25 protein-coding genes and 3 tRNA genes are annotated in these 26,104 nt (G+C 72.5%); 14 read left to right on the plus strand and 14 right to left on the minus strand.

Annotation, left to right across the window (positions count from 1 at the left end):
• Window positions 1–3: 3 nt before the first annotated feature.
• Window positions 4–1,938, plus strand: a complete 1,935-nt coding sequence (locus E1262_RS03245) for a YyaL domain-containing protein (RefSeq protein ID WP_132101599.1) — start codon at window positions 4–6, stop codon at window positions 1,936–1,938.
• 8 nt (window positions 1,939–1,946) lie between these two features.
• On the opposite strand, the gene soxR is transcribed toward E1262_RS03245, so the two are convergent.
• Entirely contained in the window at window positions 1,947–2,426 is a 480-nt protein-coding gene (soxR, locus tag E1262_RS03250) for a redox-sensitive transcriptional activator SoxR (RefSeq protein WP_132101600.1), read from the minus strand.
• Window positions 2,427–2,531: 105 nt separating this feature from the next.
• Between soxR and E1262_RS03255 the strand changes: the two genes are divergently transcribed.
• The gene (locus E1262_RS03255) at window positions 2,532–3,509 is read left to right on the plus strand and encodes a zinc-binding dehydrogenase (RefSeq protein ID WP_132101601.1); all 978 of its coding nucleotides are present in this window, start codon (window positions 2,532–2,534) and stop codon (window positions 3,507–3,509) included.
• A gap of 56 nt (window positions 3,510–3,565) precedes the next feature.
• Here E1262_RS03255 and E1262_RS03260 read toward each other — a convergent pair whose 3' ends face one another.
• Window positions 3,566–4,825, minus strand: coding sequence for a Stp1/IreP family PP2C-type Ser/Thr phosphatase (locus E1262_RS03260; RefSeq protein WP_132101602.1), 1,260 nt, complete (start codon window positions 4,823–4,825; stop codon window positions 3,566–3,568).
• 293 nt (window positions 4,826–5,118) lie between these two features.
• Between E1262_RS03260 and E1262_RS03265 the strand changes: the two genes are divergently transcribed.
• Window positions 5,119–5,736 carry a hypothetical protein gene (locus E1262_RS03265; protein ID WP_132101603.1) on the plus strand — a complete coding sequence of 206 codons (618 nt, stop codon included), beginning with the start codon at window positions 5,119–5,121 and terminating at the stop codon, window positions 5,734–5,736.
• A 155-nt stretch (window positions 5,737–5,891) separates the two neighbouring features.
• Here E1262_RS03265 and E1262_RS03270 read toward each other — a convergent pair whose 3' ends face one another.
• A complete protein-coding gene (locus tag E1262_RS03270; RefSeq protein WP_132101604.1) occupies window positions 5,892–6,863 on the minus strand; it encodes an AraC family transcriptional regulator in 972 nt (323 codons plus the stop codon).
• Between the two features lie 80 nt (window positions 6,864–6,943).
• Here E1262_RS03270 and E1262_RS03275 point away from each other — a divergent pair, with 80 nt between their 5' ends.
• The gene (locus tag E1262_RS03275) at window positions 6,944–7,777 is read left to right on the plus strand and encodes an NAD(P)H-binding protein (protein ID WP_132101605.1); all 834 of its coding nucleotides are present in this window, start codon (window positions 6,944–6,946) and stop codon (window positions 7,775–7,777) included.
• Between the two features lie 159 nt (window positions 7,778–7,936).
• Here the strand turns inward: E1262_RS03275 and E1262_RS03280 are convergent.
• Window positions 7,937–8,009: transfer RNA gene (locus E1262_RS03280), tRNA-Arg, on the minus strand.
• 157 nt (window positions 8,010–8,166) lie between these two features.
• Between E1262_RS03280 and E1262_RS03285 the strand changes: the two genes are divergently transcribed.
• From E1262_RS03285 to E1262_RS03295, 3 genes are all read left to right on the plus strand, one after another.
• Complete coding sequence (locus tag E1262_RS03285) at window positions 8,167–9,372, plus strand: metal-dependent hydrolase family protein (protein WP_132101606.1); 1,206 nt, start codon at window positions 8,167–8,169, stop codon at window positions 9,370–9,372.
• A gap of 274 nt (window positions 9,373–9,646) precedes the next feature.
• The gene (locus E1262_RS03290; protein WP_132101607.1) at window positions 9,647–11,482 is read left to right on the plus strand and encodes a phosphoenolpyruvate carboxykinase (GTP); all 1,836 of its coding nucleotides are present in this window, start codon (window positions 9,647–9,649) and stop codon (window positions 11,480–11,482) included.
• Window positions 11,483–11,599: 117 nt separating this feature from the next.
• Window positions 11,600–12,034, plus strand: coding sequence for a VOC family protein (locus E1262_RS03295; RefSeq protein ID WP_132101608.1), 435 nt, complete (start codon window positions 11,600–11,602; stop codon window positions 12,032–12,034).
• Here E1262_RS03295 and E1262_RS03300 read toward each other — a convergent pair.
• Window positions 12,031–12,813: a hypothetical protein gene (locus E1262_RS03300; protein ID WP_132101609.1), complete on the minus strand. Its 783-nt coding sequence runs from the start codon at window positions 12,811–12,813 to the stop codon at window positions 12,031–12,033. The two genes, E1262_RS03295 and E1262_RS03300, sit on opposite strands and share 4 nt — an antisense overlap.
• A 117-nt stretch (window positions 12,814–12,930) precedes the next feature.
• Between E1262_RS03300 and E1262_RS30145 the strand changes: the two genes are divergently transcribed.
• Window positions 12,931–13,095, plus strand: coding sequence for a VOC family protein (locus tag E1262_RS30145; protein WP_162605750.1), 165 nt, complete (start codon window positions 12,931–12,933; stop codon window positions 13,093–13,095).
• A gap of 261 nt (window positions 13,096–13,356) precedes the next feature.
• Here the strand turns inward: E1262_RS30145 and E1262_RS03305 are convergent.
• Window positions 13,357–13,447, minus strand: a tRNA-Ser gene (locus E1262_RS03305).
• Between the two features lie 70 nt (window positions 13,448–13,517).
• On the opposite strand from E1262_RS03305, the gene E1262_RS03310 reads away from it, so the two are divergent.
• Both E1262_RS03310 and E1262_RS31615 read left to right on the plus strand, forming a co-directional pair.
• Window positions 13,518–14,171 (plus strand): phosphoribosyltransferase, encoded by a 654-nt coding sequence (locus E1262_RS03310; RefSeq protein ID WP_132101610.1) that lies wholly within the window; start codon window positions 13,518–13,520, stop codon window positions 14,169–14,171.
• A gap of 206 nt (window positions 14,172–14,377) precedes the next feature.
• Window positions 14,378–15,961, plus strand: coding sequence for an LCP family protein (locus E1262_RS31615; RefSeq protein WP_132101611.1), 1,584 nt, complete (start codon window positions 14,378–14,380; stop codon window positions 15,959–15,961).
• A 1-nt stretch (window position 15,962) separates the two neighbouring features.
• Here the strand turns inward: E1262_RS31615 and E1262_RS03320 are convergent, their stop codons facing one another.
• The 5 genes from E1262_RS03320 to E1262_RS30155 form a co-directional block, all read right to left on the minus strand.
• Window positions 15,963–16,982 carry a hypothetical protein gene (locus E1262_RS03320; protein ID WP_132101612.1) on the minus strand — a complete coding sequence of 340 codons (1,020 nt, stop codon included), beginning with the start codon at window positions 16,980–16,982 and terminating at the stop codon, window positions 15,963–15,965.
• A 38-nt stretch (window positions 16,983–17,020) separates the two neighbouring features.
• Complete coding sequence (locus E1262_RS03325) at window positions 17,021–17,497, minus strand: hypothetical protein (protein ID WP_132101613.1); 477 nt, start codon at window positions 17,495–17,497, stop codon at window positions 17,021–17,023.
• 44 nt (window positions 17,498–17,541) lie between these two features.
• A complete protein-coding gene (locus E1262_RS30150; RefSeq protein ID WP_157524198.1) occupies window positions 17,542–17,718 on the minus strand; it encodes a hypothetical protein in 177 nt (58 codons plus the stop codon).
• A 169-nt stretch (window positions 17,719–17,887) separates the two neighbouring features.
• Entirely contained in the window at window positions 17,888–19,591 is a 1,704-nt protein-coding gene (locus E1262_RS03330) for a bis-aminopropyl spermidine synthase family protein (RefSeq protein ID WP_132101614.1), read from the minus strand.
• A gap of 1 nt (window position 19,592) precedes the next feature.
• Window positions 19,593–19,685, minus strand: a tRNA-Ser gene (locus E1262_RS30155).
• A 46-nt stretch (window positions 19,686–19,731) separates the two neighbouring features.
• Between E1262_RS30155 and E1262_RS03335 the strand changes: the two genes are divergently transcribed.
• The gene (locus tag E1262_RS03335; RefSeq protein WP_132101615.1) at window positions 19,732–20,496 is read left to right on the plus strand and encodes a phosphotransferase; all 765 of its coding nucleotides are present in this window, start codon (window positions 19,732–19,734) and stop codon (window positions 20,494–20,496) included.
• A gap of 94 nt (window positions 20,497–20,590) precedes the next feature.
• On the opposite strand, the gene E1262_RS03340 is transcribed toward E1262_RS03335, so the two are convergent.
• On the minus strand, window positions 20,591–21,421 hold the full coding sequence (locus tag E1262_RS03340; protein ID WP_203453494.1) for a sulfurtransferase: 831 nt from the start codon (window positions 21,419–21,421) through the stop codon (window positions 20,591–20,593).
• A 103-nt stretch (window positions 21,422–21,524) separates the two neighbouring features.
• Here E1262_RS03340 and E1262_RS03345 point away from each other — a divergent pair, with 103 nt between their 5' ends.
• Complete coding sequence (locus E1262_RS03345; protein ID WP_132101617.1) at window positions 21,525–21,968, plus strand: SRPBCC family protein; 444 nt, start codon at window positions 21,525–21,527, stop codon at window positions 21,966–21,968.
• Window positions 21,965–22,300, plus strand: a complete 336-nt coding sequence (locus E1262_RS03350; protein ID WP_132101618.1) for an ArsR/SmtB family transcription factor — start codon at window positions 21,965–21,967, stop codon at window positions 22,298–22,300. The genes E1262_RS03345 and E1262_RS03350 overlap by 4 nt, the downstream gene beginning before the upstream one ends.
• 4 nt (window positions 22,301–22,304) lie before the next feature.
• On the opposite strand, the gene E1262_RS03355 is transcribed toward E1262_RS03350, so the two are convergent.
• Entirely contained in the window at window positions 22,305–22,877 is a 573-nt protein-coding gene (locus E1262_RS03355) for a hypothetical protein (protein WP_132101619.1), read from the minus strand.
• Window positions 22,878–24,509 (minus strand): long-chain fatty acid--CoA ligase, encoded by a 1,632-nt coding sequence (locus E1262_RS03360; RefSeq protein WP_132101711.1) that lies wholly within the window; start codon window positions 24,507–24,509, stop codon window positions 22,878–22,880.
• A gap of 241 nt (window positions 24,510–24,750) precedes the next feature.
• Between E1262_RS03360 and E1262_RS03365 the strand changes: the two genes are divergently transcribed.
• Window positions 24,751–26,100, plus strand: a complete 1,350-nt coding sequence (locus tag E1262_RS03365) for an ammonium transporter (protein ID WP_132101620.1) — start codon at window positions 24,751–24,753, stop codon at window positions 26,098–26,100.
• Window positions 26,101–26,104 lie beyond the last annotated feature (4 nt).

Raw genomic sequence — 26,104 nt, forward strand, 5'->3', positions numbered from 1 at the left:
GACATGGCGGCTGAGGCCGGCGGGCCGACGCCGCCCGCGCTGCGGCTGGACGTGCTCGACGCGAGCGGCGCCGTCGCCGGGAGCGCGGCCGTCGCGGGGAACATGGCTGTCGACGAGCTGACCGCCGGCCCGTTCACGGTCGAGGTGAAGATCGGCGCGCCGTCGGCGACCGGGCTGCACGAGATCGCGCTGTCGGTGCTGAACGCGTCGCCGGCCGCATTCACCGGACACGTCCGGCTGGTCGCGACGGTCGCCGACGCTACGGATCCGTGGTGGCTGATCCCCGGTCTCTTCTACGGTGAGAACCGCCCCGTCGACTGCGACCGCCGGTTCCCGCGGTTCGAGGCCGGCGCGGACGACCCGGCCGGCATGGTGAGCGACCACTGGTCGTTCCGGTCCGACCGTGCGGCCACGGCGGCGGCGTTCGCCTGGGGCGACTCGGGCGGCGTCGTGGTCGCGACGGCTGAGGCGTCGCCCTGCGGCCCGGCCGGCATCGGGTTCGCGCACCGCGGCACAGTCGCCGACGTCCACGTCGTGTTCCCGTTCCGCGAGGATCCGGTCACCTACTACGGGTCCGGGACGCCGCTGCCCGCGCAGGCGGCGACGTACACCTGGCAGCCCGGTGAACGGATCGAGCTGCGGGCCGCCGCCGCGTCGCTGCCGGCCGACCGTCATGCGTACGCGCCGATCCTGCGCGCGGTCTACGAGCAGAACCGGCTCCTGCATCCCGTCACTCCGTGGGTGACGGTGCCGGAGGCGGCCGAGATCGCCGCAGAGGGCCTCGTCCGCTGGCACTACGATCCCGACCCCGGCGTGCTGCTCGAGACCGTCGGCTTCGACCGCGAAGTCACCGGCGGCGACGGCCGCCCCGTCGACCGCCAAGCCATGCACGTCGGCTGGGTGAGCGGCATCCCGTGGGCGTACGCGCTGCTGGCGCACGGCCGGCGGGTGGGCTCCGCGGCGGCCGTGGACGCCGCGACGCGGGTCATCGACTTCTGCTGCGCCAACCTGTCGCCGTCGGGCACGTTCTGGGGACGTTGGGAGCGTGCGGGCGGCTGGACCCAGAGCTGGACGCCGATCCGCGACGGCCTGCATGCGCGGACCCTCGGCGAGGCGACGCTGTTCCTGCTGCGGGCGCTGTCGGTGCGCGCCGCCGACGCTCGGGAGTCGTGGGTGGCGGCCGCCCGCTCCAACCTCGACGTCGTCCGCGGCCGTCAGCGCGCCGACGGCAACCTGGGCTCCGTCCACCACGCGGAGGACGGGCGGGTGCTGTCGTGGGCGGGGGCGTCCGGGCTGACCTGGATCGCGGCGTTCTGCGAGGCCGCCACGCTGGACGACGACGGCTCGTACCTGGCGGCGGCGGTCCGGGCCGGCGAGTACTACGCGCAGTTCGTCGAGCGTGAGTTCATCCACGGCGCCCCGGAGGACGTCGACCTCGCGCCGACGTCGGAGGACGGCTATGCCGCGGTGATGGCGTACGTCGCGCTGCACCGGCGCACCGGCGATGCGCGCTGGCTCGACCTCGCCCGGCGGGCGGCGGACTGGATGCTCACGTTCCGCTACACCTACAACGTGAGGTTCACCCCGCGCACGCCGCTCGGCGTCTACGGGTTCGCCACGCGCGGCGGCGACCAGGCGTCGCCGTCGAACCAGCACGTGCACGCGTACGGCCTGGTCTGCACCGGGGAGCTGGCCGAGCTGTCGGCGGCGACGGGCGACCCGCACTACCGCGAGCGGGCCGACGAGGCGCTCACCTGCTTCCGCCAGCTGCTCGCGACCGCCGACGGCGAGCTGAACTCGTACCGCGGCATGATCACCGAGCGCTACTACCAGACCGAGTGCTTCCAGCCGAAGGGCATGGTGCTGACGCTGTCGCACGCGTGGAGCGCCGGTGTCCTGCTGCTTGGCTGCGAACAGGTCCTCGGCACCTCGGACTGACCGGGTGCTCAGACGCCGCAGGCGGAGGCGGGGCCGTCCTCGATCAGCCGGCGCGGGCCGGGACCGTGCTCGCCCAGCTCGTCGTGCATGTTGGCCAGCGCGCACCGGCGCAGCGACAGGCAGCCGCAGCCGATGCAGTCGGTGAAGTCGTCGCGCAGCTGCTGCAGCCGCAGGATGCGCTCGTCGAGGTCGGCCCGCCACTGACGAGAGAGCTGCTCCCAGTCCTCCTGGTTCGGGGTGCGGCCGTCGGGCAGGTTGGACAGCGCGCGGTTGATCTCGGCGAGCGGGATGCCGACCCGCTGGGCGATCCGGATCAGCGCGACCCGTCGCAGCGCCGCCCGCTTGTATCGTCGCTGGTTGCCCGAGGTGCGCCGGGACGTGATGAGGCCTTGCCGCTCGTAGAAGTGGAGCGCCGACACCGCGACGCCGCTGCGTTTCGACAGCTCGCCGACGGTCAGTTCGGACTTGTTCCACGCGACGGTGTCCACGGCGGCGTCCCCTCGACGACTTGACCTGAACTTTGCTTCAGGTTTTAGCGTAGCGGCGACACACGCCAAGCCCAAGCACGCGAAGCTCACACTCGAGGTGACCCAATGCACGCGATCCGTCTGCACGAATTCGGCCCGGCCGAGAACCTGCGTTACGAGGAGGTGCCCGATCCGGTGCCGGCGGCGGGCCAGGTCCGCGTCGCCGTCGAGGCCAGCGGCGTGCACCTGATCGACACGACGCTGCGGTCCGGGCAGGGCGGCGGTCCGCTGCCGCTTCCGGCGCTGCCGTCGATCCCCGGCCGCGAGGTGGCCGGCACGGTGGACTCCGTCGGCGACGGGGTCGACCCGGCCTGGGTCGGCCGGCGGGTCGTGGCCCACCTCGGCGGTGCCGGCGCCGGGTACGCGCGGCTGGCGGTGGCGCCGGTCGAGTCGCTGCACGTGGTGCCCGACGGTCTGGCGGCCGACGCCGCCGTCGCGATGATCGGCACCGGGCGGACGGCGGTCGGCGTGCTGGACGCAGCTGCTCTGACCTCGGCTGACGTGGTTCTGGTGACTGCGGCGGCGGGTGGGGTGGGCAGCCTCTTCGTCCAGGCCGGCCGCAACGCCGGCGCCGTCGTCGTCGGGGTCGCCGGCGGTGCGGAGAAGATTGCGCGGGTCCGGGAGCTCGGCGCCACCCACGTCGCCGACTACACCGTCTCCGATTGGCCGGAGCGGGTCCGCGCCGCCCTAGGCGACCGCGAGGTGACCGTCGTCCTCGACGGCGTCGGAGGCACACTGGGGCGCGCGGCGATGGACCTGCTCGGCGTCCGCGGCCGGCTGGTGATGTTCGGCTGGTCGTCCGGCGAAGTGGTCCCGTTCACGTCCACCGACCTCGTCGAGCGCGGGCTCACCGCGACGTGGCCGATCAGCCGGCACCAGGTCGGCCGGCCCGGGTTCCTGCGCGGGCTGGAGACTCGCGCACTGGCCGAGGCCGCCGCCGGACGGCTGGTCCCGGTGGTGCAGCGCTTTCCCCTCGACCGCGCGGCCGACGCCCACACCGCCTTCGAAGCCCGCCGGACGACGGGCAAGGTCGTGCTGGTCTGATCGCACCCCATCGGTCGCCGCCGGAGCACGCCGGAGGATCGCTGACGGGCCGCCGGTCACTCGGAGCAGAGCAGGCCGGGGAAGCCGACGTCGTCGCTGAGCGACTCATCGCCGGCGTTCGTCTGCGTCGTCTCGCGCTGGTGCGCCCGGCAGGCGCGCAACCGCAGCGTGTGGATCACCTGCTCCGCGTCGTCGAGGTCGTCGGCGGCGATCGTCTCTCCGACCTCGTCGCGGTAGACCGTCGGCAGCGCCTCCAGCGGCAGGCCGCCTGGCACGTCGTACAGCTCGGACAGGTGCACGGGGCCGAGCTCATGCCGGACACCCTGGTAGATCGCGACCTGGCCGCCGCTGACGCCGATGTAGTACTGGTCGCGGACCCAGCCGTTGGCGTACGTCAGGCCGGCCCAGCCGACCACCATCACGGCGGCGACCGCGAGCGCCGGCCGCAGCCACCGCCGCCGGCGTCGCCGTGGCGCGCGGGGCGCGTAGCGCATGGTCTCGGGGTCCTCGTGGAACTCCGGGGACCGGCCGTCCTCGATGCTTTCCGCGGCCGATCCGACGATGAACGTCTCGGCGGTCGCGTCGGTGCCGGCGGTGTCGGCCTCTACGAGCTCGCCGATGACGACGGTGACGTTGTCGGGCGCTCCGGCATCGAGCGCCATCGCGATGAGCTGGTCGGCGGCGTCGTCGACGGTGTGGGCGCCGGCCAGAGTCGTCTCGATGTCGTGGTCGGTGATGACGTCGGACAGCCCGTCGCTGCAGATCAGCACCCGGTCGCCGGCCTGCACGTCGATGATCGAGTAGTCCGGATGGATCGGCGACTGGCCCTGCAACACCTTCGTCACGACGGAGCGCGCGGGATGCTCGCGGGCGTCCTCCGGGGTGATGCGACCGTCGTCGACCAGCGACTGGACGAACGTGTGGTCGCGCGTGATCTGGGTCAGTGAGCCGTCGCGCAGCAGATAGGCGCGAGAGTCGCCGATGTGGCCGAGCGCCAGCTGGACGCCGTTCCACAGCAGCGCCGTCGACGTCGTCCCCATGCCGGCGCGGGACGGGTCGGAGCGCGCCATGTCGTTGATGCGGCCGTTGGCGGCGCTGACGGCCGCTGAGAGCACGTCGATCGGGTCGCCGTCGGGCATCTGGTCGGCGTTGACGAGTTCGTCGATGGCCGCCCGGCTGGCGACCTCACCCGCTGCGTGGCCGCCCATGCCGTCGGCGACCGCCAGGAGGTGAGGCCCGGCGTAGCCGGAGTCCTCGTTCCCCTCCCGGACCAGGCCGACGTCGGAGCGCGCGGCATAGCGCAGCGTCAGCGGCATCGATTCCCTACTCCCGCACCCATCGAGACGGCGGGGGCCCGGAGCGCGCCCACCGCGTCGCCTTCCCCCAGAGACTTGCCGATCACAGCGGATCGTAACCGCCACCGGTTCGCGACCGGCGGGCCGCCACGCGGACAGATTTGTCCACAGCCCGTACCGATCTGCTCACTCGTCCACATTTCCGGTTTCGGCGGGAGCGGGCGGGGCGGGCTCGGCGAACGATGAAGGGGTCCGGCCGGGCGGCCGGGCCGGGGCTTCCGGCCTCGTCATCGTCGTGGGAGAGGACTCTATTCATGCAGCTCATCAAGGGTGCCGCGGTGTGCGGTCTCACGGTTGCCGCGCTGGTCGCGGGAGGTTCGATGGTAGCCGCGGCGTCCGCCGCCGCCGGGCCGCCGGCGGCGAGCCCGGCGGGCGTCGCACCGGCGGCGACGAAGGCGCCCGCCATCGCGAGCCGGACCGCCGACTGCAGACCCATGCCGCCGCCACGGCATCGCCAGGAGCTCGACGGCTTCGTGCTCGGCTGGGTACCACCAGGCCTCGGACCATTGGCCACGGACTTCGTGTACGAATGGGAGGACGTCGGCTTCCGGTCACGTGTCTGGGAGTCCGGCCCGTACCCCGACGAGTCGTACCGGGTCGATCTCCAGATCACGGTCATGCGCAGCCCGTTCTTCACCGACGTGGCGGCGGTCCGGGAGTTCTTGGTCGAGTACCTCGAACGCGACCCCGCCGGCTGGGCGACGGAGCCGTTCGCCCACCCCGACGGGCCCGGCTTCTCCGACATCGGCGAACTGTTCTGGCTGGCCGAACCCGGAGTCGCGATCCGGGTCTTCGGCGGCGGCGAGCAGATCGACTTCCGCGACCTCACCCGGACCGCCTGTGCCGTGCGGCAGGTGACGCCGATGGACTGATGCCAGAGGACCGCCGGTCGCGTCGACGCAGCCCGCCGCCGCCCTGCGGCTCGACTCGGCGGACGTGGTGCGGCGCTCGCTCCAGCCCAACGACGTGCAGCTCGATCAGCTGGAGCGGCGCCGCCCCCTCGGCCGAGCGGCCTACGACGAAGGCGTCAGCCTGCTGGGGACATCCGCCGATCCGCGGCGGTCGCGGTCCGACGCCGCGCTGGCCGGCTGACCGTACGGTGCTGTGACGGCGTCAGCCCGCGGCGCCGCTTGAACGCGGCACTGAGGGCGAACGCGCTGCCGTAGCCGACCCGGCGGGCGATGCTCTCGATCGTCGCGTCGGTCTCGCGCAGCAGGTCGGCGGCCATCGACAGCCGCCAACCGGTCAGGTAGCTCATCGGCGGCTCGCCCACCTGGGCGGTGAACTCGCGGGCCAGCAGCGCCCTCGATACCCGGGCCGCCGCGGCCAGCGAGCCGACCGTCCACGCCCGGCCGGGGTCGTCGTGCAGGAGCCGGAGCGCGCGGCTGACCGGTGAGTCGCCCAGCCGCCCGTACCAGTGCGGCGCCCGCGCCTGCGGCCGGTCGAACCAGCCGCGCAGCGTCGAGACCAGCATGAGGTCGAGCAGCCGGTCGAGCACGACCTGCTGGCCGGGCCGGTCCGCGGCGATCTCGTCGGCGACGACGTCGAGCATCGGGCACGGACAGTCGGCCTCGGCGATCACCAGGATCCGCGGCAGCGCGTCGAGCAGCCGTTCGCTGATGCCGGCGGCGCCGTCGTAGGTCCCGGTGAGCAGGACGGTGTCGCCGTCGGCACCCGGGTCGCAGGTCCGCCCGGCAGCGCCGGCCCGGACGCTCCATGCGCAATAGTCGGCGAGCTTGATCGCGTCCTCGGGTCGCGCGGCGGGGTCGACGGCGACGGTGAACGGCTCCGGCCCGCGGACGACGGCGACGTCACCGGCGCCGACCCGCACCGGGTCACCGTCGGGTGGCAGGAGCCAGGCGGTTCCGTCGATGACGGCAAGCAGCGTCAGCTCGGCGCCCGTCGCGAACCGCACCGACCAGCGCGGGGCGAGTACCGTCCGCCCGATCAGCGCGCCCCTGGCCCGGACCCCGTCGAGCAGCTCGCTCAGTGCGTCCATCCCGCGAGCGTAGACGACGCCGCATGGATCGGAGCTTCTGAACCATTCAGAGTCCAGCCGGACGGCGATTGGCTGGCGGCATGACGATTCTTCTCACCGGCGCCACCGGCAAGGTCGGCCGTCGGGTCGCCGCCCGTCTCGACGACCTCGGCGTGCCCGCGCGGCATGCCGGCCGCACCAGCACCCCGCCGTTCGACTGGACCGACGCGGCCACCTGGCCGGCCATGCTCGACGGCGTGCGCTCGGCGTTCGTGGTGCCGTACGACGGGGCCCAGCTCACCCGCCCGTTCGTCGACGCCGCGATCCGCAGCGGTGTCGAGCGGATCGTGCTGCTCTCCGGCCGCGGCGTCGACGTGCCCGACTACCTGCCCGCTCACCTGATGGAAGGCAACGCGCACGTCGACGGCGAGGCGGCGCTGCGCCCGGCCGCGGTCGACTGGACGATCCTGCGGCCGGGGTGGTTCGCGCAGAACTTCAGCGAGGGCTTCTTCCGCGACGCCGTGCTGGCCGGCGACCTGCGGCTGCCCGCCGGCGACGGCGCCGCGAGCTTCGTCGATGCCGATGACATCGCCGCGGTCGCCGTGGCGGCACTGATCGACGACGGTCATGTCGGGCAGACCTACGAGCTGTCCGGCCCGCGCGCCCTGACGATGTCCGAGGCGGTCGCGGAGATCGCGGCGGCGACCGGCCGCGACGTCCGCTACACGCACGTCGAGCACGGCGACTTCGTGCGCGAACTGGTGGAGCAAGGCTGGTCCGAGGCCGACGCCGAGGAGTACGCGATCGCCGTCAGCCCGATCCGCCGCGGCATCGACGCCTACCTCTCCGATGGCGTCGAGCGCGCCCTCGGCCGCCGGGCCCGCGACTTCCGCGACGTCGTCCGTGAGGCCGTGGACGCCGGGGCCTGGTCGTAAATCTTCCGCTTGACAATCAACACCTTGGACTTATGCGACAGCCTCTGGGGCGTCGTCGCCGGCCGAAGCCGCTTCATCAGCGCGATCGAGTCGCTGCGCTAGGCAACAGACATGGAGAAACCCCAGGCGGGTACCGCTCTGGCCTGGGGTTTCAGGGTGCGCGCCCGAAGGGATTCGAACCCCTAACCTTCTGATCCGTAGTCAGATGCTCTATCCGTTGAGCTACGGGCGCTCGATCCGTCATGAAGCGGACCGGTGACCGAGTGTACCGGTCGGAGCGGCGAGGCCGAAATCGGATAACGTCGCCGCCGACTCGACTGCCTGCCACCAGCACGGACAGCACCTATAGCGTGTGACATGACACAACGACACGAGAAGGGTGACCGCCCATGGGCCAGCAGCCGGCCAGCTTGACCATCACGAACGCGCGCATCTTCGACGGCTTCTCGGCCGAGCTCACCGAGGGCGACGTCCACATCGTCGACGGTGTCATCGTGGACCCGGAGACCACCGAACACACCGGCCCGCCGGCCACCATGCTCGACGCCGACGGCGGAACCGTCGTTCCCGGGCTCATCGACGCGCACTGCCATGCGTACGGCGTCGGCCTGGACATGGTCCGCATCGAGTCGAACCCGCTGAGCTACGTCGCGCTCAAGGCGGCCCGGCGCTTGAACAATGCCCTGCGCCGCGGTTTCACGACGATCCGCGACGTCGCGGGGGGCGACCCCGGCCTCGCCCGCGCGCTGGACGAGGGCCTCGTCGCCGCGCCCCGCTACTTCTACACCGGTCCCGCCCTCTCCCAGACCGGCGGCCACGGCGACCCCCGTCCGGGCGACCGTGACCTCTGCGTCGGTCACTCGCACATGTCCGAGATCGTCGACGGCGTCGACGGTGTCAGGCGCGCGGTCCGCGAGCGGTTCCGCCGCGGCGCCCACGCGATCAAGATCATGACGTCGGGCGGCGTGGTGTCGTTGACCGACCCGATCCGCCGGCCGCAGTACAGCCCCGAGGAGGTCCGCGCGATCACCGACGAGGCGGCCCGCCGCGGGTCGTACGTCGCCGCGCACGCCTACTCGCCGGAGGCGATCGAGCACTCTGTCAGCAACGGCGTCCGCTCGATCGAGCACGGCAACCTGCTCGACGAGGCGACCGCCCAGCTGATGGCCGATCACGACGCGTTCCTGGTGCCGACGCTGGCGGCGTACGACGCGCTGGACCGGCGCGGCGGCGCGCTCGGGCTGAACCCGATCTCCCAGGCGAAGAACCGCGAGGTGCTCGACTCCGGGAAGCACGCCATCGAGCTGGCGAGGAGCGCCGGCGTCCGCATCGGCTTCGGCACCGACCTCATGGGCGACCTCGAGGACGACCAGCTGATCGGGCTGCGGCTGCAGGTCGACGTGCTCGGCGTGCTCGACGCGCTGCGGTCGGCCACGTCGGTCAACGCGCAGCTGCTGGGCCACGACGACCTCGGCCGGATCGGCGCAGGCGCGGCCGGCGACGTCGTCCTGTTCGACGGCGACCCGTTCACGGACGCGTCGCTGCTGTGGACCGAGAAAAGGCGCACCGTCATCCGCTCGGGCGCGGTCGTCTGACCCACAGCAGCGGCGCGCCCTGGTACGTACCACCATCGGGATCTGGTGGGGTGACGTACGTACCAGTGCCCGTTTTGTCCCGAATTTTGGCGTCCCATGTGGTCCTGATCACCCCGCCCTCGGTTCCAGTAACTGAGATGCCGGTCCTAGCGTGCTGAGCATCCCCGCGGAACACCGCCCGTCTCCGAATGGCCTGAGACAGGGCGGCTTCCGCATACCCGGAACGCGCTGCAGGGCCGACTGCGCGCACCGACACGAAGAGGGTGACCGCTACATGACGACGTTCGCCGAACCCGGAGCAGCACACGATCTCGACGACGCGCCTACGTCTCACGCCCGCCTGCTCGCCTGGGTCCGCGAGGTCGCGGAGCTGACCCAGCCGGACCGGATCCACTGGTGCGACGGGTCCGACGAGGAATGGACCGCCCTCACCGACGAGCTCGTCACAGCGGGCACCCTCACCCGGCTGAACCCGGAGAAGAAGCCGAACTCGTTCTGGGCCCGCACCGACCCCACGGACGTGGCCCGGGTCGAGGAGCGCACGTTCATCTGCTCGGTCGACGAGGCGGACGCGGGGCCGACGAACAACTGGCGCGACCCGAACGAGATGAAGGCCGAGATGACCGAGCTCTACCGGGGCTCGATGCGCGGCCGCACCATGTACGTCATCCCGTTCTGCATGGGCCCGCTGACCGCGGCGAACCCGATGTTCGGCGTCGAGCTGACCGACTCGCCGTACGTGACGGTGTCGATGCGGATCATGGCCCGCATGGGCGCCCACGTCCTCGAGGCGATGGGCGACGACGCCGACTTCGTACCGTGCCTGCACTCCGTCGGCGCGCCGCTGGAACCGGGCCGGCAGGACGTGCCCTGGCCGTGCAACGAGACCAAGTTCATCACCCAGTTCCCCGAGGAGCGGATGATCTGGTCGTACGGCTCCGGCTACGGCGGCAACTCGCTGCTGGGCAAGAAGTGCTACTCGCTGCGCATCGCCAGCGTCATGGCCCGCGACGAGGGCTGGCTGGCCGAGCACATGCTGATCCTCAAGCTCACCGCACCTCACGGAACCGTCCACTACATCGCCGCCGCGTTCCCGTCCGCCTGCGGGAAGACCAACCTGGCGATGCTCGAGCCGACCATCCCCGGCTGGAAGGTCGAGACGCTCGGCGACGACATCGCCTGGATGCGATTCGGCGACGACGGCCGCCTCTACGCGCTCAATCCGGAGTACGGCCTGTTCGGTGTCGCGCCCGGGACCGGCCAGAAGACCAACCCGAACGCGATGCGCACCATCGACCGCGGCAACAGTGTCTTCACCAACGTCGCGCTCACCGACGACGGCGACATCTGGTGGGAGGGCATGACGGAGGAGCCGCCGGCGCACCTGACCGACTGGCGCGGCCAGTCATGGAATCCGCAGTCGCCGGACACCTCTTCGCACCCGAACTCGCGGTTCTGCACGCCGATCACCCAGTGCCCGATCATCGCGCCGGAGTACGACGACCCGCGCGGCGTCCCGATCTCGGCGATCCTGTTCGGCGGTCGCCGGGCGACGACGATCCCGCTGGTCACCGAGGCACGCGACTGGACGCATGGCGTCTTCATGGGCGCGACGCTGTCGTCGGAGACGACGGCGGCAGCGGCCGGCCAGGTGGGCGTCGTCCGGCGCGACCCGATGGCGATGCTGCCCTTCATCGGCTACAACGGCGGCGACTACTTCGCCCACTGGATCGCCATGGGCAAGGACGCCGATGCGATCAAGCTGCCGAAGATCTTCTACGTCAATTGGTTCCGCCGCGACGACGACGGCGGCTTCCTCTGGCCCGGCTTCGGCGAGAACGGCCGCGTCCTCAAGTGGGTCGTCGAGCGGATGGAGGGTCTGGCCGCCGCGACGGAGACGCCGATCGGCCACGTACCCACGCCGGAGTCGCTGGACATCACCGGCCTCGACCTGACGGCGGAGCAGCTTGCCAAGTGCCTCGAGGTCGACCCCGAGGAGTGGCGGGCCGAGGTGCCTGGCATCGCCGAGTGGTTCGAGAAGTTCGGCGATGACCTGCCGACGCTGCTCTGGGCCGAGCTCGACGGCCTCAAGGCGCGCCTGGGCATGTGACGGATCCGTCGGCCGTGATCACCAACCTTCTGCGTCGCCATCACAGGCGCCATCACGGCGCAGAAGGTTGATGATCACGGGCTGGGGTCTAGCGTGGGGTCCGCTGGAAGGAGACCCATGGCGACCGTCACTCCGTATCTCTGTGCCAAGAACGCCGCCGCCGCCCTGGACTTCTACGCCGCGGCGTTCGGCGCGGTCGAGACGAGCCGCTGGACCGACCCGGAGACCGGCGCCATCGGCCACGCCGAGTTCACCGTCGAGGGCGCCCGCATCATGATCGCCGACGAGTGGCCGGAGGGCGGCGTCTACGCGCCCGACCCGGGCCGGTCGTCGGTGTCGCTGGTGCTCGAGGTCGGCGACGTGGACGGCCTGTTCGAGCGGGCGGTCGCGGCCGGTGCCACCGTCGACTGGCCGGTCACCGACTCACCGCACGGCCGCGGGGGCTGGCTGTACGACCCGTTCGGCCATCGCTGGCACCTGACCTCGCCCGAGCCGGACGTCACGAAGGACGACCTGCAGGCCGCGGTCGGCGACGATTACGTGATCAGCTAGTACCCGGCTGCCAGCAGCGCGGCGTCGATGATGCGCGCGACGTCGACCAATTCGGTGCCGCCGTTGCCGAGGCTGGCGGCCAGCGTCACCGAGACGTCGTCGCGACGCCAGGCGACCTGCAGGTTCGACGGCGCGCTCAGCGACGCCCACGCCTCGGTGCCGAGGTCGGCGACGCCCTCGGCGCCGCCGCCGGGGATGTCGGCCGCGCTGACCCAGTCGTCGAACGTAGAGACGTCGACGATCAGCTCGTGGCCGGTCGTGCCCGTCCAGGCGCAGGCCGGGCCGAAGTCGGCCGGGTCGGAGATGTCCTCGGGCGTCGGGTTCGCCCCTAGCACTCCCGCGATCGCTGCGGCTCCGAGCGCGCACGCGTCGATCGCCTGCGCCACAGGGTCGGCCGGCGGCGGGTCGTCGGTGCCGCCCGGATCGGGCGGTGGCTGCTCGGCCCCGGCGTCGCTACCGTCGTCGTCGGCCGGTGCACCCGCGGCATCGCCCGGCGTGCCGCCCGGCGGCTGGCCGGCCGATTCCTCGCCGCCCTCCGCCGGCTGACCGGGCGCGGCCGCCGGCTCCTCCTCCGCGGCGCCGTCGGCCGCCTCCGTGGCCGCCGGAGTCTCCCCGTCGGCGGGGTTCGGTGCAGGGTCGGCGGGCGTGGAGTCCCAGGCCGGCGTCGGCGTGACCTCCCCGGCCGCGTCGGCGTCGTCGTCGCCACCGCACCCGGCCAGCGCGCCGGCGGACAGAATCAGGGCAGCCGCAACCGCGGACCGCTTGGACGAAGTGATCACCTGCGGATACCTCTCGTGAGCACGTCGAAGCGGTCCGACCCTAGCAACAGACGAGGTGGGAACTCGATGGCCGACGGGGTAACGGTCGAGGAACACCGCCGTCGGAAGGTGGCCTCGATGTCGACCGCTCCCACGCTCGAGTTGTCCGGATTCGTCCTCGGCGCTCCCGAACCCCGTGCCCTCGCCGGCTTCTACCGGCGGCTGCTCGGCTGGCAGGTCCGCGATGACGAGCCCGAATGGGTCGTCCTACGCGGCCCCGCCTGTGGGCCGACCCTCGCGTGATCGCCCCCACCCTTTCGTTGATCTTGGAGTTGTTCGGCCATCTATCGGACATACCACCCCACAATGGCCGAACAACTCCAAGATCAACGGGGGAGGGTCCGCCGGTGGTTGGGGCTTGGGGGCGACGTGCGCCGGCCTGTCCCAGCGTGGCAGGCGCCCACGAATCGGACCCCATTCCGCGCGCGTTCGTTCTCACCGAGACCGGACGCACGTCGGGCCGGTCCTGGTTCGGACCGGCCCTCGGTACTCGTACTGGTGGTGCGGAGGCGGCGGGATTTGAACCCGCGAGAGGGTGTGAGCCCTCAACCCGCTTAGCAGGCGGGCGCCATAAACCGGGCTAGGCGACGCCTCCATGCCCGAATGGAACACCCGGGCGACGCAAGGCTACCGTTCCGGCGCCGGAGACGGCAAAGTCAGGTGGTGTGAGATCTCGCGAGCGAGCCTGGCGCGATCGTCGAGAGGCCGGTGAGCAGCTGGGCGCGGCGGTCCAGGAGCAGCTCGGCGACGTCGGGGACGTACTGGTGCTGGGGCTGCCGCGCGGCGGGGTGACCGTCGCGGCGCCGGTGGCCGCTGCGCTGGGCGGGGAGCTCGACGTGCTGGTGGTGCGCAAGGTCGGCGTGCCGTGGCAGCCGGAGCTCGCGCTGGGCGCCGTCACGACGTCGGGGCATCGCGTGATCAACGGTGAGGTCGCACGCCGCATCCGGTTGCGCCCCGACGAGGTCGAGACGGTCTTCCGGAACGCCCAGGACGCCGCCCGGGACCGCGAACGGCTGCTCCGCGGCGACCGTCCGCCGCTGCGGCTGGCCGGCCGGACCGTCGTCCTGGTCGACGACGGCATCGCGACCGGCGCGACGATGCGGGCGGCGGCCGAGCTGCTCGCGACAGCGGAACCGGCGCCGCACAGCGTCGTCGTCGCGGTGCCGGTGGGGCCGCAGGACACCGTCGACGAGCTCGCGGCCGTCGTCGACGCCGTGGTGGTGCTGCGGATCCCGGTGACGTTCAACGCCGTGGGCGAGTGGTACGACGATTTCACCCAGGTCGAGGATGCCGACGTCAGAGCGCTGCTGACGCCGTGACCGTGGTCACGTAGGCAACTTCTGGGCGCGTTCGGGCGTCGTGTTACACAGGCGGTTGCGCCGACGTCCGGTTGGGGCGGGCCGCGGTGTGATTATCCTGGCTTCGGCGAATAGAGCGGATCATGAGAGCTGACGACGTGAGAGCGAGGAGGGGTGACCGGCCGGTGCAGCGTGCCCGACGAGCTCAAGGTGCTCGACGCGCCCGGTTGCAGTCGCGCCGGAACGAGCGCAACCAGCGCTACGGCAGGTTCATCGGCCTGACGGCGCTCGGCTCGCTGATCCCCGGCACCGGGTTGATCGCCGCCGGCAAGCGCCGGCTCGGCACCACCGTGCTGGTGATCCTGGGCGCCATCTTCGTCCTCGGACTCGCCGTCGTCATCCTCGTCCCGCCCACCGAGCTGGCGTCGTACGGCGGCGACCGCCAGATGATGCTCATCCTCGGGACGGCGCTTGCGGCCGGCGCGGTGGCCTGGCTGCTCATCGCCCTCGGCAGTCACCGGTCGCTGGAGCCGGACGGGCTGCCCACCGGCAAGCGGCTGGCCGGCGCCCTCGTGGTCGTCGTCAGCGCGTCGGTGGTCGTCGCGCCGATGGCGGTCGGTTCCAGGTACGCATTCACGCAGCGTGAGCTGGTCGGCAACATCTCCTCCAGCGGCTCCAGCAACACCACCCCGGAGGTCGACCTGGCCGACCCGTGGGCGGACAAGCCGCGGCTGAATGTGCTCTTCCTCGGCGGCGACGCCGGCGAGGGCCGCACCGGACTGCGTCCCGACACCCAGATCCTCGCCAGCATCGACACCGAGTCCGGCGCGACGACGATGATCTCGCTGCCACGTAACCTGCAGGGCTTCCCGTTCCCCGAGGGCACCCCGCTCGCCGACGCCTATCCCGACGGGTTCACCGGCGGCGGCGACCCGCTCGAGTGGATGCTCAACGCCGTCTACGCCAACGTCCCGCGCGACCACCCCGAGGTGTTCGAGGGCGTCGGCGACCCCGGCGCCGACGCCACCAAGTGGGCGGTCGAGGGCGCGCTCGGCGTCGACGTCGACTACTTCGTCATGGTCGACCTCGCCGGCTTCGAGGCGGTGGTCGACGCGCTCGGCGGCATCACCGTCAACGTGCCGCGCGACATCCCGTGGGGCAACAAGAGCCTCCCCGACGGCACCTGCACCGAGGCCAACGGCTACATCCAGCAGGGCGACAACCAGCACCTCGACGGCTTCCAGGCGCTCTGGTTCGCCCGCTCGCGTTGCGGCAGCGACGACTACGAGCGTATGGAGCGGCAGCGCTGTGTCATGAACGCCATCGTCGACAAGGTCGACCCCGCCACGCTGCTCAGCCAGTACCAGAGCCTGGCGTCGGCGGCCGGCGACATCATCACCTCCGACGTGCCGGCCGACCTGTTCCCAGCGCTGATCGAGCTCATGGGGAAGGTTCGTTCGCAGCCGCTGGAGAGCTTGACGCTCGACAACGAGTTCTTCGGCAGCATGGGCACCACGTCCAGCGACCCCGACTACGACCTGCTGCACACGCGCATCCAGGAGATCCTGGCCGACACCCCGGACAGCCCGGCCACGCCGGACGCCGGCGAGACGACGCCGCCCGAGGACACCACCGAGGCGACCGGGCAGAGCGCGGACGACGCCAGCGACGACCGGTCCGGTGCGGCGGTCCAGCAGGCCTCCGGCGACGCCGAGACGCAGACCGACGAGTCGACCGAAGAGACGCCGGGCGGCGACGCCACCGACGAGCCCGCGGCCGACGAGCCGGTCGACGCCGGCGCGGTCTGCTGACTCACTCGTACAGCACGTAGTCAGGCGTCGGCGCCAGTCCCAGGACCTCGGCAGGCGTCATCAGCGGCCCCTGCGCGACGTCCTCCTCGAAGAACAGCTTGAAGCCGGGAGCGACGTGCGGCGGCTTGGTGCTCATGAGGGTGGTCCAGGTCCGCTCCTTGTCGGCGCGGCTCCCGATGCCGTCGACGCTCTTGATGGTGACGACACCCGGGTGCGGCAGCAGCGCCGCCTCGTCCTCGACGACCGACGAATGCACCTGGTGGAACACCATGACCTTCTCCGGCAGGCCGTGCTCGGCGACCAGCGCCGACAGGTAGGCGGCGACGGAGTCCAGCTCGGCGCCGGTCGTGCTGCCGTAGACGTCGCCCGGCACCTCGTTCGGCCCGACCGCCCACTCCGGGTCCAGCGCCAGTCCGACGTCGGGCTCCCGCAGCCACGGCTCCAGCCGGGTCACCTCGGCCAGGAAGTCGGCGCGGCCGGGCTGGACGTTGAGCAGCAGCAGCGCGCCGTGTCGCCGGGCCGCCGCCAGGTACGCCGCGATGACCTCGTCGGGCTCGTGCGTGCGGTACAGCCCGTCGGCCGCGGGTGACCCATGTGCGATGACGGTGATCAGCTCGAACACCGGCAGGATGGTGCGGCCGTCGCCGTCGTACTCGGCGGCGATGGCGTCGATCTGCGCGGCCGCGGCGTCCAGGCCGTCCACGCTGAGCCGCCCGAACGCCGGCGACCGGCCGCCGGCGAAGCCGACCAGCCGATGGTCGGGCAGGATCGTCGTCCCGCCGCCGGGCAGGGTGGCCGACGGCGTGGGCGTCGGGCTCTGCGTGGGTGTGGGGCTCGGCGTGGGCGTCGCGTCGGGGGCCGACGGCGACGGCGTGCGGACCGCGTCCGGTCCGGCCGGCTCCGAACCCGCCGACCACGGCGCCACCGGTGTGCGTCCCTCGTCGGCGCCGCCACCACCGGTAGCGGCGCACCCGGCGGTCGCCAGAGCGGCGATCGTCAGCAGGAGCAGGGATCTACGCACTCATCTCAGTGTGCCCGGCCGGCCGGGCCGCTATGCGTTCAGCCGAGGTCGTCCTGGCCCGAGAGCGGACGGTAGCCTCGGTCCTGGTTGAGCCGGCCGCGCAGCTCCCGCGCCAGCACCCGCGGCTCGACGTCGATGGCCGCGGTGCGGATGAGGCTCTGCCGGCCGCCGGAGAGGTCGACGGAGACGATGGCGCCGTCGGTCTGCACCTTGCGGACGTCGCGCCACGGCACCCGCCGCCCGACACCGAACCCCGTCGCGTTGACGAAGCCGTCGTCGTCGAGCACCAGCCTGGTGCCGCGGCCGAACACCCGCAGCACGCCGACGAGCAGGATGACCAGCGACACCAGCGCGGCCAGCGCCAGCAGCACCAGCAGCGCGGCGCGCAGCCAGCCGGCGGGGTCGGCCGCCTGCACGATCGTCACCGAGACGGTGACCAGGCCGAGGCCGGCGGCGCCCACTCCGACGCCCCGGACCGCGAGCTGGGTCGGTGGGCCGTAGACCGTGCGTGTCACGGACCCAGTGTGTCACGCGACCGCAGGTCAGCCCGCGTGGAGGGTCAGGCCGTGGAGGCCAGCCGGGCGCGGTTCTCGGCGATGATCCGGCACAGCGGGCACAGGTCGAGCCCGTGCCGGCGCGTCCAGCCGGAGAGCGTCGCGCGAGCGTGGTGTGGCGTCGAACCCAAGGTCCCCAGGTCGCCGCATTGGTCGCAGACGATGGCCACCTGTGCGCTCATGGTCTCCTACCTGTCTCTCGTGCGCCGCCCCCGGCGCATCCCCACCCTGTGTCAAGGATGCCTGACCGATAGTGATGTGGCGAGCAAACTCGCCGCGCTGCGCGATCGAAACCATCCGTGACCTGCATCCAGGCTAGCGAGCACAACGGTGCGAGGGGGGCGAAAACGATCAATTCGCGGGCCGCTCGGCGGCGGCCACCTCGCCGACCGCGTCGAGGACCGACGCGAGGCGATGCACGGGCAGCTCGATCAGCGGCGTCTCGAGCACCCGCGGCGGCACGCCGGACTCGTCGACCAGCAGGCGCGCCTCGTTCTTGGTGAGCGGTGCATCGTCGAGGCGCCGGCTTGCCTTGACGAGGGCCTCGCGGGCGGCCGTCCCGAGGCGCCGGTGGGCATTGTCCAGGAGGAACCGCCGGGCGATGTCGGCGGGCGGCAGGCCGTCGGCCGGGACCGCGACGGCCTCGACGATCGCGTGCCGGGAGTCCGGGGTGCTGCGCCGGAACCGGAGCCGCCACTTGGCGCCGACCAGCCGCTGCAGCTCCTGCTGGCCCGCCTGCGACGTCACCGCGGGGTGGGTGTTCTGGACCGCCAGCGCGAGCCGCTCGACGTCGAGCGCCAGCAGGGTCCGGAGCAGCCAAGTGTTCGGGTCGCCGACGAGGTGGACCGCCACGGCCGACGTGCGGGCGTTCGGGATCGCGGCCGCCGCCCGCCCGGCGAAGACGTCCGCGAGCGCGATGCCGGTCGGCGCGCCGCCGCTCCCGGACGGCCGCTGCAGCGCGACGACCGCCCCGACCTCGAGCTCCTGCGGCCCGGCGGCGGCGTCCAGGAGCGCCGTCATGACGTCCCGCGCGTCCGGCCGGCCGCCCTCGAGCGACTGGGGCCCGTGCGTGTAGATGGTGACGGCCTCCTGGGCCGCGCGCGGCAGCGACTTCCACGTGGCCGCCGTCGGCTGGCAGACGTAGAGGTCGCTGGCGCTGCCGATGGCCTGCGCGCCGACATAGCGGTTGAAGTGCGGCAGGATCGCCTCGGTGGCCAGCGACAGGCCGACGATCTCGCGCTGGACCTTCAGCCCTAGCGCCGGCTGGTGCCGCCCGTGGCCGTAGGCCATGACCAGCCGGCCGTTCCTGCGATCGCGGAGGCTCTCCAGGCCACGGGTGAGGAACAGCCGGACGCCTTCGGGTGTGTAGGGCGGGTCGGTGAAGACGAGGTCGCCCACCTCCCGCGCGGCCGACGGCAGGCCGGCCCGGAAGTCGGCGTAGGCGGTCAGGATCGGTAGGTCCAGGGCCGCGGCCTGCTGGTCGACGTAGGCCAGCAGGTCCTCGTCGATGTCCGCGACGACGACGCGTACCCGGGGGTTGACCAGGCACATCGCGATTGAGGTCAGGTCGTGGTCGCCGATGCAGACGAGCGTCGCGTCGTCGAGGTCGAACGTGCCGTCCAGCCACAGCGCGCGGCGCAGCGCGGTGACCGGCGTCGCGGGTACGTGGTCGAGCGCCTGGACCGCCTTCGGTGCGCCGGCAACGACGTCGGCGATGCGCCGCGCCATGTCGCCGGCCACGGACGGCGCGTCCGTCGGACCCGGCAGCGCAAGCCGGTCCAGGCGGTCCAGCGCGAACCGCTTCCGATACGCCGTCCGGGCACCGGTTCGCACGGTGTGATGGCCGCCGGTCGTCTCCAGATCGCCGCTCAGCGCGTCGAGCAGCCGTTCGAGCAGCCGGCGCGGCACCGCGAACCGCCGGATGAGGTCGTCGAGCGTGACCGGGCCGGCGACGAGGGCGGCCAGCGCCTCCCGCAGCGGGCGCGCGGCGACGCCGAGCCCCGACACCAGGTCGGCGACACGGTCGGTGGTGTCAGTGCTCCGCGACGGTTCCAAGCGGAGGGCATGGGATTCGAACCCATGAGGACGGAGAGGGCCCCGCCCTAGAACTTTTCAAGAGTTCCCCGTTCGGCCACTCCGGCAGCCCTCCAGGCAGTGCAAGTGTGCCACGTCCGGCGTGTGGCAGCATCGGCCCGGTGAGCGAGGCCGAGACGCCGTTGCCGGGTGGCCGGGTGGGCGGGGCCGTGCGCGTCGGCGACACCGTGCGGCGGCCGACCGGACCCTGGACGCCGGCCGTGCACGCCCTGCTGGCCGAGCTGCGCGGCGCCGGCCTCGACGCGATCCCCGAGGTGCGCGGCGTCGACGAGCAGGGGCGCGAGGTGCTCGGGCTGATCCCCGGCCGGACCATCGGCCGCGACGAACCGGTCCACGACGCGCTCCTGGCCGATGGCGTGCGCTGGCTGCGCCGCTACCACGACGCCGTCGCCGGCTACCGGCCCACGGGCGACGTGACGTGGCGGCACGGGCGCCGGGCGCTGGTCGACGGCGAGATCATCTGCCACAACGACCCGGCCGCCTACAACTGGATCGCCGACGGCGACCGCGTCGTCGGCGTGGTCGACTGGGACATGGCCGGGCCGGGCGTCGCGCTGGACGACCTCGCGTTCGTCGCGTGGATGTCGGTGCCGCTGCGCCGCGAGCTGGCGGCGGGCGACGTCGCGCGGCGGCTCCGGATGATGGCCGCGGCGTACGGCGACGTCACGCCGGAGGCGATCCTCGCCCACGTGCACGTCCGGATGACCATGGCCGCCGACCGCATCGAGGCCGGTCAACGTCGCGGCGACCCGGGACTGCTGAACCTCGCCGCGATCGGCGAGCCGGGCCGGACCCGCTCGGCCCTCGCCGCCCTGGCGGACCGCGAGCCCGCGATCACCGCCGCCCTCCTCTCCCGCCCACGTTGATCTTGGAGTTGTTCGGCAATTGCGGCGCGAAATGACCGATTGATACCCGAACAACTCCAAGATCAACTTCGGTACCGGGATGGGCGTGGCGGGGTCAGGGGCCGGTGGCGATCGGGCGTTCCGGGTCGGACGACCACTGCGACCACGAGCCCGGGTACAGCGTCGCGTCGATGCCGGCGACGGCGAGGGCGGCGACCTCGTGCGCCGCGGTGACGCCGGAGCCGCAGTACACGCCGACCGGGCGGCGGCCGTCGACGCCGAGGGAGGCGAACCGGGCGCGCAGCTCGTCCGGGCTGAGGAACCGGCCCGCCGCGTCGACGTTGCCGGTCGTCGGAGCGCTGAGTGCGCCGGGGATGTGCCCGGCGCGCGGGTCGACCGGCTCCGTCTCGCCGCGGAACCGCTCGCCGGCGCGGGCGTCGAGCAGCACGCCGTCGGTCGCCAGCCCGGCCGCGTCGTCGGCGGACAGGGTCGGCAGCGCGCCCGGCCGCAGCGTCACGTCCCCCTCCGGCGGCGTCACCTCACCCGACTCCAGCGCGCCGCCGGCCGCCGTCCACGCGCTCAGCCCGCCGTCGAGCAGCCGCACGTCGGCCAGCCCGGCCCAGCGCAGCAGCCACCACGCCCGGGCGGCGGACGTGCCGCCGAGGTGGTCGTAGGCGACGACGGTCTCGCCGTCGCGCACGCCCCACCGCCGGGCGGCCGCCTGCAGCACGCCGACGTCGGGCAGCGGGTGCCGGCCCTGCGCGGGCGACGGCGGTCCGGCCAGCTCGGTCTCGAGGTCGGCATAGACCGCGCCGGGCAGGTGACCGGCCAGGTAATGGTCGTGGCCGTGCGGGTCGCCGAGCTTCCAGCGGACGTCGAGCAGGACGGTGCGCTCCCCCGCGGCCAGGCGCCGGCCGAGCGAGTCGGTGTCGATCAGCACGCTCATGCGACTCACGCTAGCCCAGCGGCGAACCGCAACCCACGAGTTGCGCGACGGGGCCACCATGTGCAATCCTAGGGTTGCACATGGTGGCCGAGGAGGAACACCCATGACCACCGACCGCATCGAACGCGACATCGTCATCGCCGCCGCTCCCCAGCGGGTCTGGGAGATCGTCACCCGCGCCGAGCACCTGGGCACCTGGTTCGCTGACGCGGGCGCGGAGATCGACCTGCGCCCCGGCGGCGAGCTGACGCTCACGTGGAAGGAGTACGGCGTCTCGCGCGGCGTCGTCGAGACCGTCGAGCCGTACACGACGTTCGCGTTCCGCTGGGCGCTCGACGACGGGCGGCCGGGCGACGGCAACTCGACCCTCGTCGTGTTCACACTGACCCCCGACGGCGACGGCACGCGGCTGCGGGTGATCGAGAGCGGGTTCAGCCGGCTCGCCGGCGGCCCGGACCAGCAGGCGAAGCACCTGGAGCAGAACGCCGAGGGCTGGCGGCTGGAGCTGGACGAGCTGCGCGGCTACGTGGAGTCCGTCGCGGCATGAGGTCGCTGCTCGACGCCGTGCTCGTCGCGCTGGCCGAGCCGACCCGGCGGCAGCTGCTCGACCTGCTCGCCGACCGCGGCGAGGCCAGCGCCAGCACGCTGTCCCAGGCGCTGCCGGTGACCCGGCAGGCGGTCGTCAAGCACCTCGCCGTGCTCGACGCCGCCGGCCTGGTCAGCGGCCGGCGGGTGGGCCGCGAGGTGCTCTACCGGACCCGGCCGGAGCGGCTGGCCCAGGCGGCGCACGGCCTGAGCGAGCTGGCGACGGCGTGGGAGGCGCGGCTGGCGGCCATCAAGGCCCTCGCCGAGAGCGCCGAGAGAGACGACCGCGCATAGCCGGTCAGCCGGCCGCCGGCGGGACGTGGCGGGTCCAGGTCTCGTGGGTGGCGATGACCGCCGACGAGTGGGCCCGGCCGGCCGCGCCGCTGACCTCCGGCCGCCCGAGCACCCGGGCGCCGTCCACTTCGAGGGTGGCGTCGGTGCAGAAGGTCAGCAGGTTGGTCAGCGTCCACGGCACGCCGCCCAACTGCCAGGCGACCGCCTCGCCGGGGCGGGTCTCGACCGGCCGGCTGATGGTCGCGATGACCCGCGTGCCGTCGGCGCCGATCACCTTGGCGCGGGCGTGGTCGGAGCCGATGTGCCACTCGACGACGTCGCACTCGATCGGCTCGCCGATCTCCGGCAGCCCTTCGAGCTCCGGGAACCAGCGGCTGAACGTGTCGGACAGCCAGCCGCCCAGGGCCGCGTCGGGCGTGAGCAGCCGGACGACGTCGTCGCCGTCGACCCAGACGAGAACGGCGAGGCCGGAGCCCCGCACGCTCCACTCCGCCTCCCAGAGCGAGACGAATCCGGCGCGGGAGTCCCCGCGCATGAGCGTGGCGCTCGGGTTGGCTCCGACGAACTCGACCGGCATTCAGCCGAGCGTAGTGACGTTCAGGTCGTCCTGTGCGTAGGCCGCGCGAATGATCTTCTTGTCGAACTTGCCGACGCTCGTCTTCGGGATCTCCGGCACGACGGCCCAGCGCTCGGGCAGCTGCCACTTGGCCACCTTCGTCGCCAGGAAGTCGCGCAGTTCGGCGACGTCGACCTGCTCGCCCTCCTTGACGACGATGGTGGCCAGCGGGCGCTCGCCCCACTTCTCGTCGGGCACGCCGACGACGGCCGCCTCGACGACGGCGGGATGTGCGGCGAGGTGGCCCTCCAGCTCGACCGAGCTGATCCACTCGCCGCCGGACTTGATGACGTCGCGGGCGCGATCGGTGAGCCGCAGGTAGCCGTCCGGCGTGATCGTGCCGACGTCGCCGGTGCGCAGCCAGCCCTCGTCGAAGCGCTCCTCGTCGTCGTCCAGGTGGTACGACCCGGTGATCCACGGGCCGCGTACCTCGAGTTCGCCGACGGACTCGCCGTCCCAGTCGATCACCTCGTCGTCGGGACCGACCAGCCGGGCCTCGACCGGCGCGGCGAACCGGCCCTGGGCGAGCCGGTAGCCGTCGACGTCCTCCTCGGCGGCGCCGGCCGGCGGCCGGGAGAACGTTCCGAGCGGGCTCATCTCCGTCATTCCCCACGCGTGCAGGCCGGTGATACCGCGGGCGTCCAGACCGCGCATCAGCGCCTCGGACATCGCCGACCCACCGACCACGAGGTCGGTCAGTGACGAGATGTCCGCCTCCGGATGCGCCTCGACGTACTGCAGCAGCCCCACCCAGACGGTGGGCACGCCGGCGCCCTTGTTCGGCCGCGCCGCGGCGACGAACGCGGCCAGCGGCTCCGGCATGAGGAACCGGTCCGGCATGGCCAGCGACGTGCCGGTCGCGAACGCGGCGTACGGCAGCCCCCACGCCAGCACGTGGAACTGCGGGACGACGGTCAGCATCAGGTCGCGCGCGGACAGGTCGAACACGTCCGGCATCGCCTCGGCCAGCGCGTGCAGGTAGATCGATCGGTGGCTGTAGACGACGCCCTTGGGGTGGCCGGTCGTGCCGGAGGTGTAACACATGGCGGCGGCCGCGCGCTCGTCCACGTCGGGCCAGTCGTACGTCACCGGCTGCGCCGCCAGCAGCGTCTCGTAGTCGTGCGCGCCCACGCCGGTGCCCTCCAGGACACCGCGGTCGGCAGCGCCGGCGACGATGACGTGCCGCACCGTCTTCAGCGACGGCAGCAGCTTGGCGAACCCGGGCAGCAGCGAGTTGTCGACGATGACGACGCGGTCGGCCGCGTGGTTGGCGGTGAACGCGATCTGCTCCGGGAACAGCCGGATGTTCAGCGGGTGCAGCACCGCGCCCATGGCCGGGACTGCGAAGTACGCCTCGACGTGGCGGTGGTTGTTCCACATGAACGTCGCCACCCGGTCGCCGGCCTGGACGCCGAGCGACGCCAGCGCGCCGGCCAGCCGGGCCGCGCCCCGGGCGATGTCGGCGAACGTCGTCTCGTGCGTCCCGGACCCGGTCCCGGTGGCCGTGACCACCCGGCTGCCACCGTGGATCGTCGCGCCGTGCTCGAGCAGCCGGCGCACCTGCAGCGGAACGTCCATCATCGTGCTGGTGATCACGAGACCCTCCCCATCGAGGACCCCGGCGACGCCGGCGTCTGTCGCTCCACCCTGCCGCAGGAGAGCGGCCGGCGGAAGCCTCGATCCACACCGCGATTAACGAATCCGACACACGTCGCCGGTGACGACATCACCTTGTAACCGCCTGCGCCACCTGGCGAAACGCCGGGGGAACACGCTGTCCGCGTTCGGAGGTCGCAACGTCGCGGCTCGGCACGGAAGGGAGGGACGGCACTCCATGGATACCGGAGACACCGCCTGGATACTCGCATCCACGGCACTCGTCATGCTCATGACTCCGGGCCTTGCGCTGTTCTACGGCGGCATGGTCCGGGCGAAGAGCGTCATCAACATGATGATGATGAGCTTCGGCGCGCTCGGTGTGATCAGTGTGCTGTGGGTTCTGTACGGATACTCGATGGCCTTCGGCACCGACCTCGGCGGCGGTCTCCTGGGCGATCCCGGTGAGTTCTTCGGCCTCTCGGGCCTGATGAGCCCCGACGCGCTGTCCGGCACGATCCCGTCGATGCTGTTCGTCGGGTTCCAGGGCATGTTCGCGGTCATCACCGTCGCGCTGGTGTCGGGCTCGATCGCCGACCGCGCGAAGTTCTGGACCTGGCTGCTCTTCGCGGCGATCTGGGGCACGCTCGTGTACTTCCCGGTCGCGCACTGGGTGTTCGCGTTCGCCGACGGCGACGGCGGCTGGATCGCCGACCGCCTGCTCGCGATCGACTTCGCCGGTGGCACGGCGGTCCACATCAACGCCGGCGCGGCCGGCCTCGCCCTGGCTTTGGTGCTCGGGCGGCGCCGCGACTTCGCCAAGGGCGCGCACCGTCCGCACAACCTGCCGCTGGTGATGCTCGGCGCCGGCCTGCTGTGGTTCGGCTGGTTCGGCTTCAACGCCGGCTCGGCGGTCGGCGCGAACGGTGTCGCGGCGGTCGCGTTGGTCAACACGGTGGCGGCGACGGGGGCGGCGATGCTGGCCTGGATCGCGGTGGAGAAGTTCCGTGACGGCCACGCGACGTCGATGGGCGCGGCCTCGGGCACGGTGGCCGGCCTGGTGGCCATCACCCCGGCGTGCTCCGCGCTGAACCCCGTCGGCTCGCTGATCCTCGGCGCCGTGGCCGGTGCGATCTGCTCGCTGGTGGTCGACCTGAAGTTCCGGCTGCGCTACGACGACTCGCTCGACGTCGTCGCGGTGCACCTGGTCGGCGGACTCGTCGGCACCGTCGCGATCGGCTTCCTCGCCACGGCGGACGCTCCGGCCGGCGTGGACGGCCTGTTCTTCGGCGGCGGCGTCGACCAGCTCTGGCGGCAGGTCGTCGGTGCCGGTGCGGTGCTGGTCTACTCGTTCGTCGTCACGTACCTCATCGGCCTCGTCCTGCAGAAGACCGTCGGGTTCCGGGTGGACGACGACCACGAGGTGGTCGGCGTCGACCGCATCCACCACGGCGAGTCCGGCTACGAGATCGGGTCCGAGGAGCTCTCGGAGGACGTGCTGGCCCGGGTGGCCGCGCCGGCCGCGGCCAAGCAGGCCCCGTCGGCCGGTCGCGTGATGCCGGCAGGTGGTGACGTCGCCACCGCGTAGCTCA

This window comes from Jiangella aurantiaca, assembly GCF_004349105.1.
GTDB lineage: Bacteria > Actinomycetota > Actinomycetes > Jiangellales > Jiangellaceae > Jiangella > Jiangella aurantiaca.

What these genes read in the sequence shown, in the direction of transcription:
- E1262_RS03245 (WP_132101599.1), top strand. Translation starts at nt 4, where the DNA reads ATGGCGGCTGAGGCCGGCGGGCCGACGCCGCCCGCGCTGCGGCTGGAC.
- E1262_RS03255 (WP_132101601.1), top strand. Translation starts at nt 2,532, where the DNA reads ATGCACGCGATCCGTCTGCACGAATTCGGCCCGGCCGAGAACCTGCGT.
- E1262_RS03260 (WP_132101602.1), bottom strand. Translation starts at nt 4,825, where the DNA reads ATGCCGCTGACGCTGCGCTATGCCGCGCGCTCCGACGTCGGCCTGGTC.
- E1262_RS03265 (WP_132101603.1), top strand. Translation starts at nt 5,119, where the DNA reads ATGCAGCTCATCAAGGGTGCCGCGGTGTGCGGTCTCACGGTTGCCGCG.
- E1262_RS03270 (WP_132101604.1), bottom strand. Translation starts at nt 6,863, where the DNA reads ATGGACGCACTGAGCGAGCTGCTCGACGGGGTCCGGGCCAGGGGCGCG.
- E1262_RS03275 (WP_132101605.1), top strand. Translation starts at nt 6,944, where the DNA reads ATGACGATTCTTCTCACCGGCGCCACCGGCAAGGTCGGCCGTCGGGTC.
- E1262_RS03285 (WP_132101606.1), top strand. Translation starts at nt 8,167, where the DNA reads ATGGGCCAGCAGCCGGCCAGCTTGACCATCACGAACGCGCGCATCTTC.
- E1262_RS03290 (WP_132101607.1), top strand. Translation starts at nt 9,647, where the DNA reads ATGACGACGTTCGCCGAACCCGGAGCAGCACACGATCTCGACGACGCG.
- E1262_RS03295 (WP_132101608.1), top strand. Translation starts at nt 11,600, where the DNA reads ATGGCGACCGTCACTCCGTATCTCTGTGCCAAGAACGCCGCCGCCGCC.
- E1262_RS30145 (WP_162605750.1), top strand. Translation starts at nt 12,931, where the DNA reads ATGTCGACCGCTCCCACGCTCGAGTTGTCCGGATTCGTCCTCGGCGCT.
- E1262_RS30150 (WP_157524198.1), bottom strand. Translation starts at nt 17,718, where the DNA reads ATGAGCGCACAGGTGGCCATCGTCTGCGACCAATGCGGCGACCTGGGG.
- E1262_RS03340 (WP_203453494.1), bottom strand. Translation starts at nt 21,421, where the DNA reads ATGAGCGTGCTGATCGACACCGACTCGCTCGGCCGGCGCCTGGCCGCG.
- E1262_RS03345 (WP_132101617.1), top strand. Translation starts at nt 21,525, where the DNA reads ATGACCACCGACCGCATCGAACGCGACATCGTCATCGCCGCCGCTCCC.
- E1262_RS03350 (WP_132101618.1), top strand. Translation starts at nt 21,965, where the DNA reads ATGAGGTCGCTGCTCGACGCCGTGCTCGTCGCGCTGGCCGAGCCGACC.
- E1262_RS03355 (WP_132101619.1), bottom strand. Translation starts at nt 22,877, where the DNA reads ATGCCGGTCGAGTTCGTCGGAGCCAACCCGAGCGCCACGCTCATGCGC.
- E1262_RS03365 (WP_132101620.1), top strand. Translation starts at nt 24,751, where the DNA reads ATGGATACCGGAGACACCGCCTGGATACTCGCATCCACGGCACTCGTC.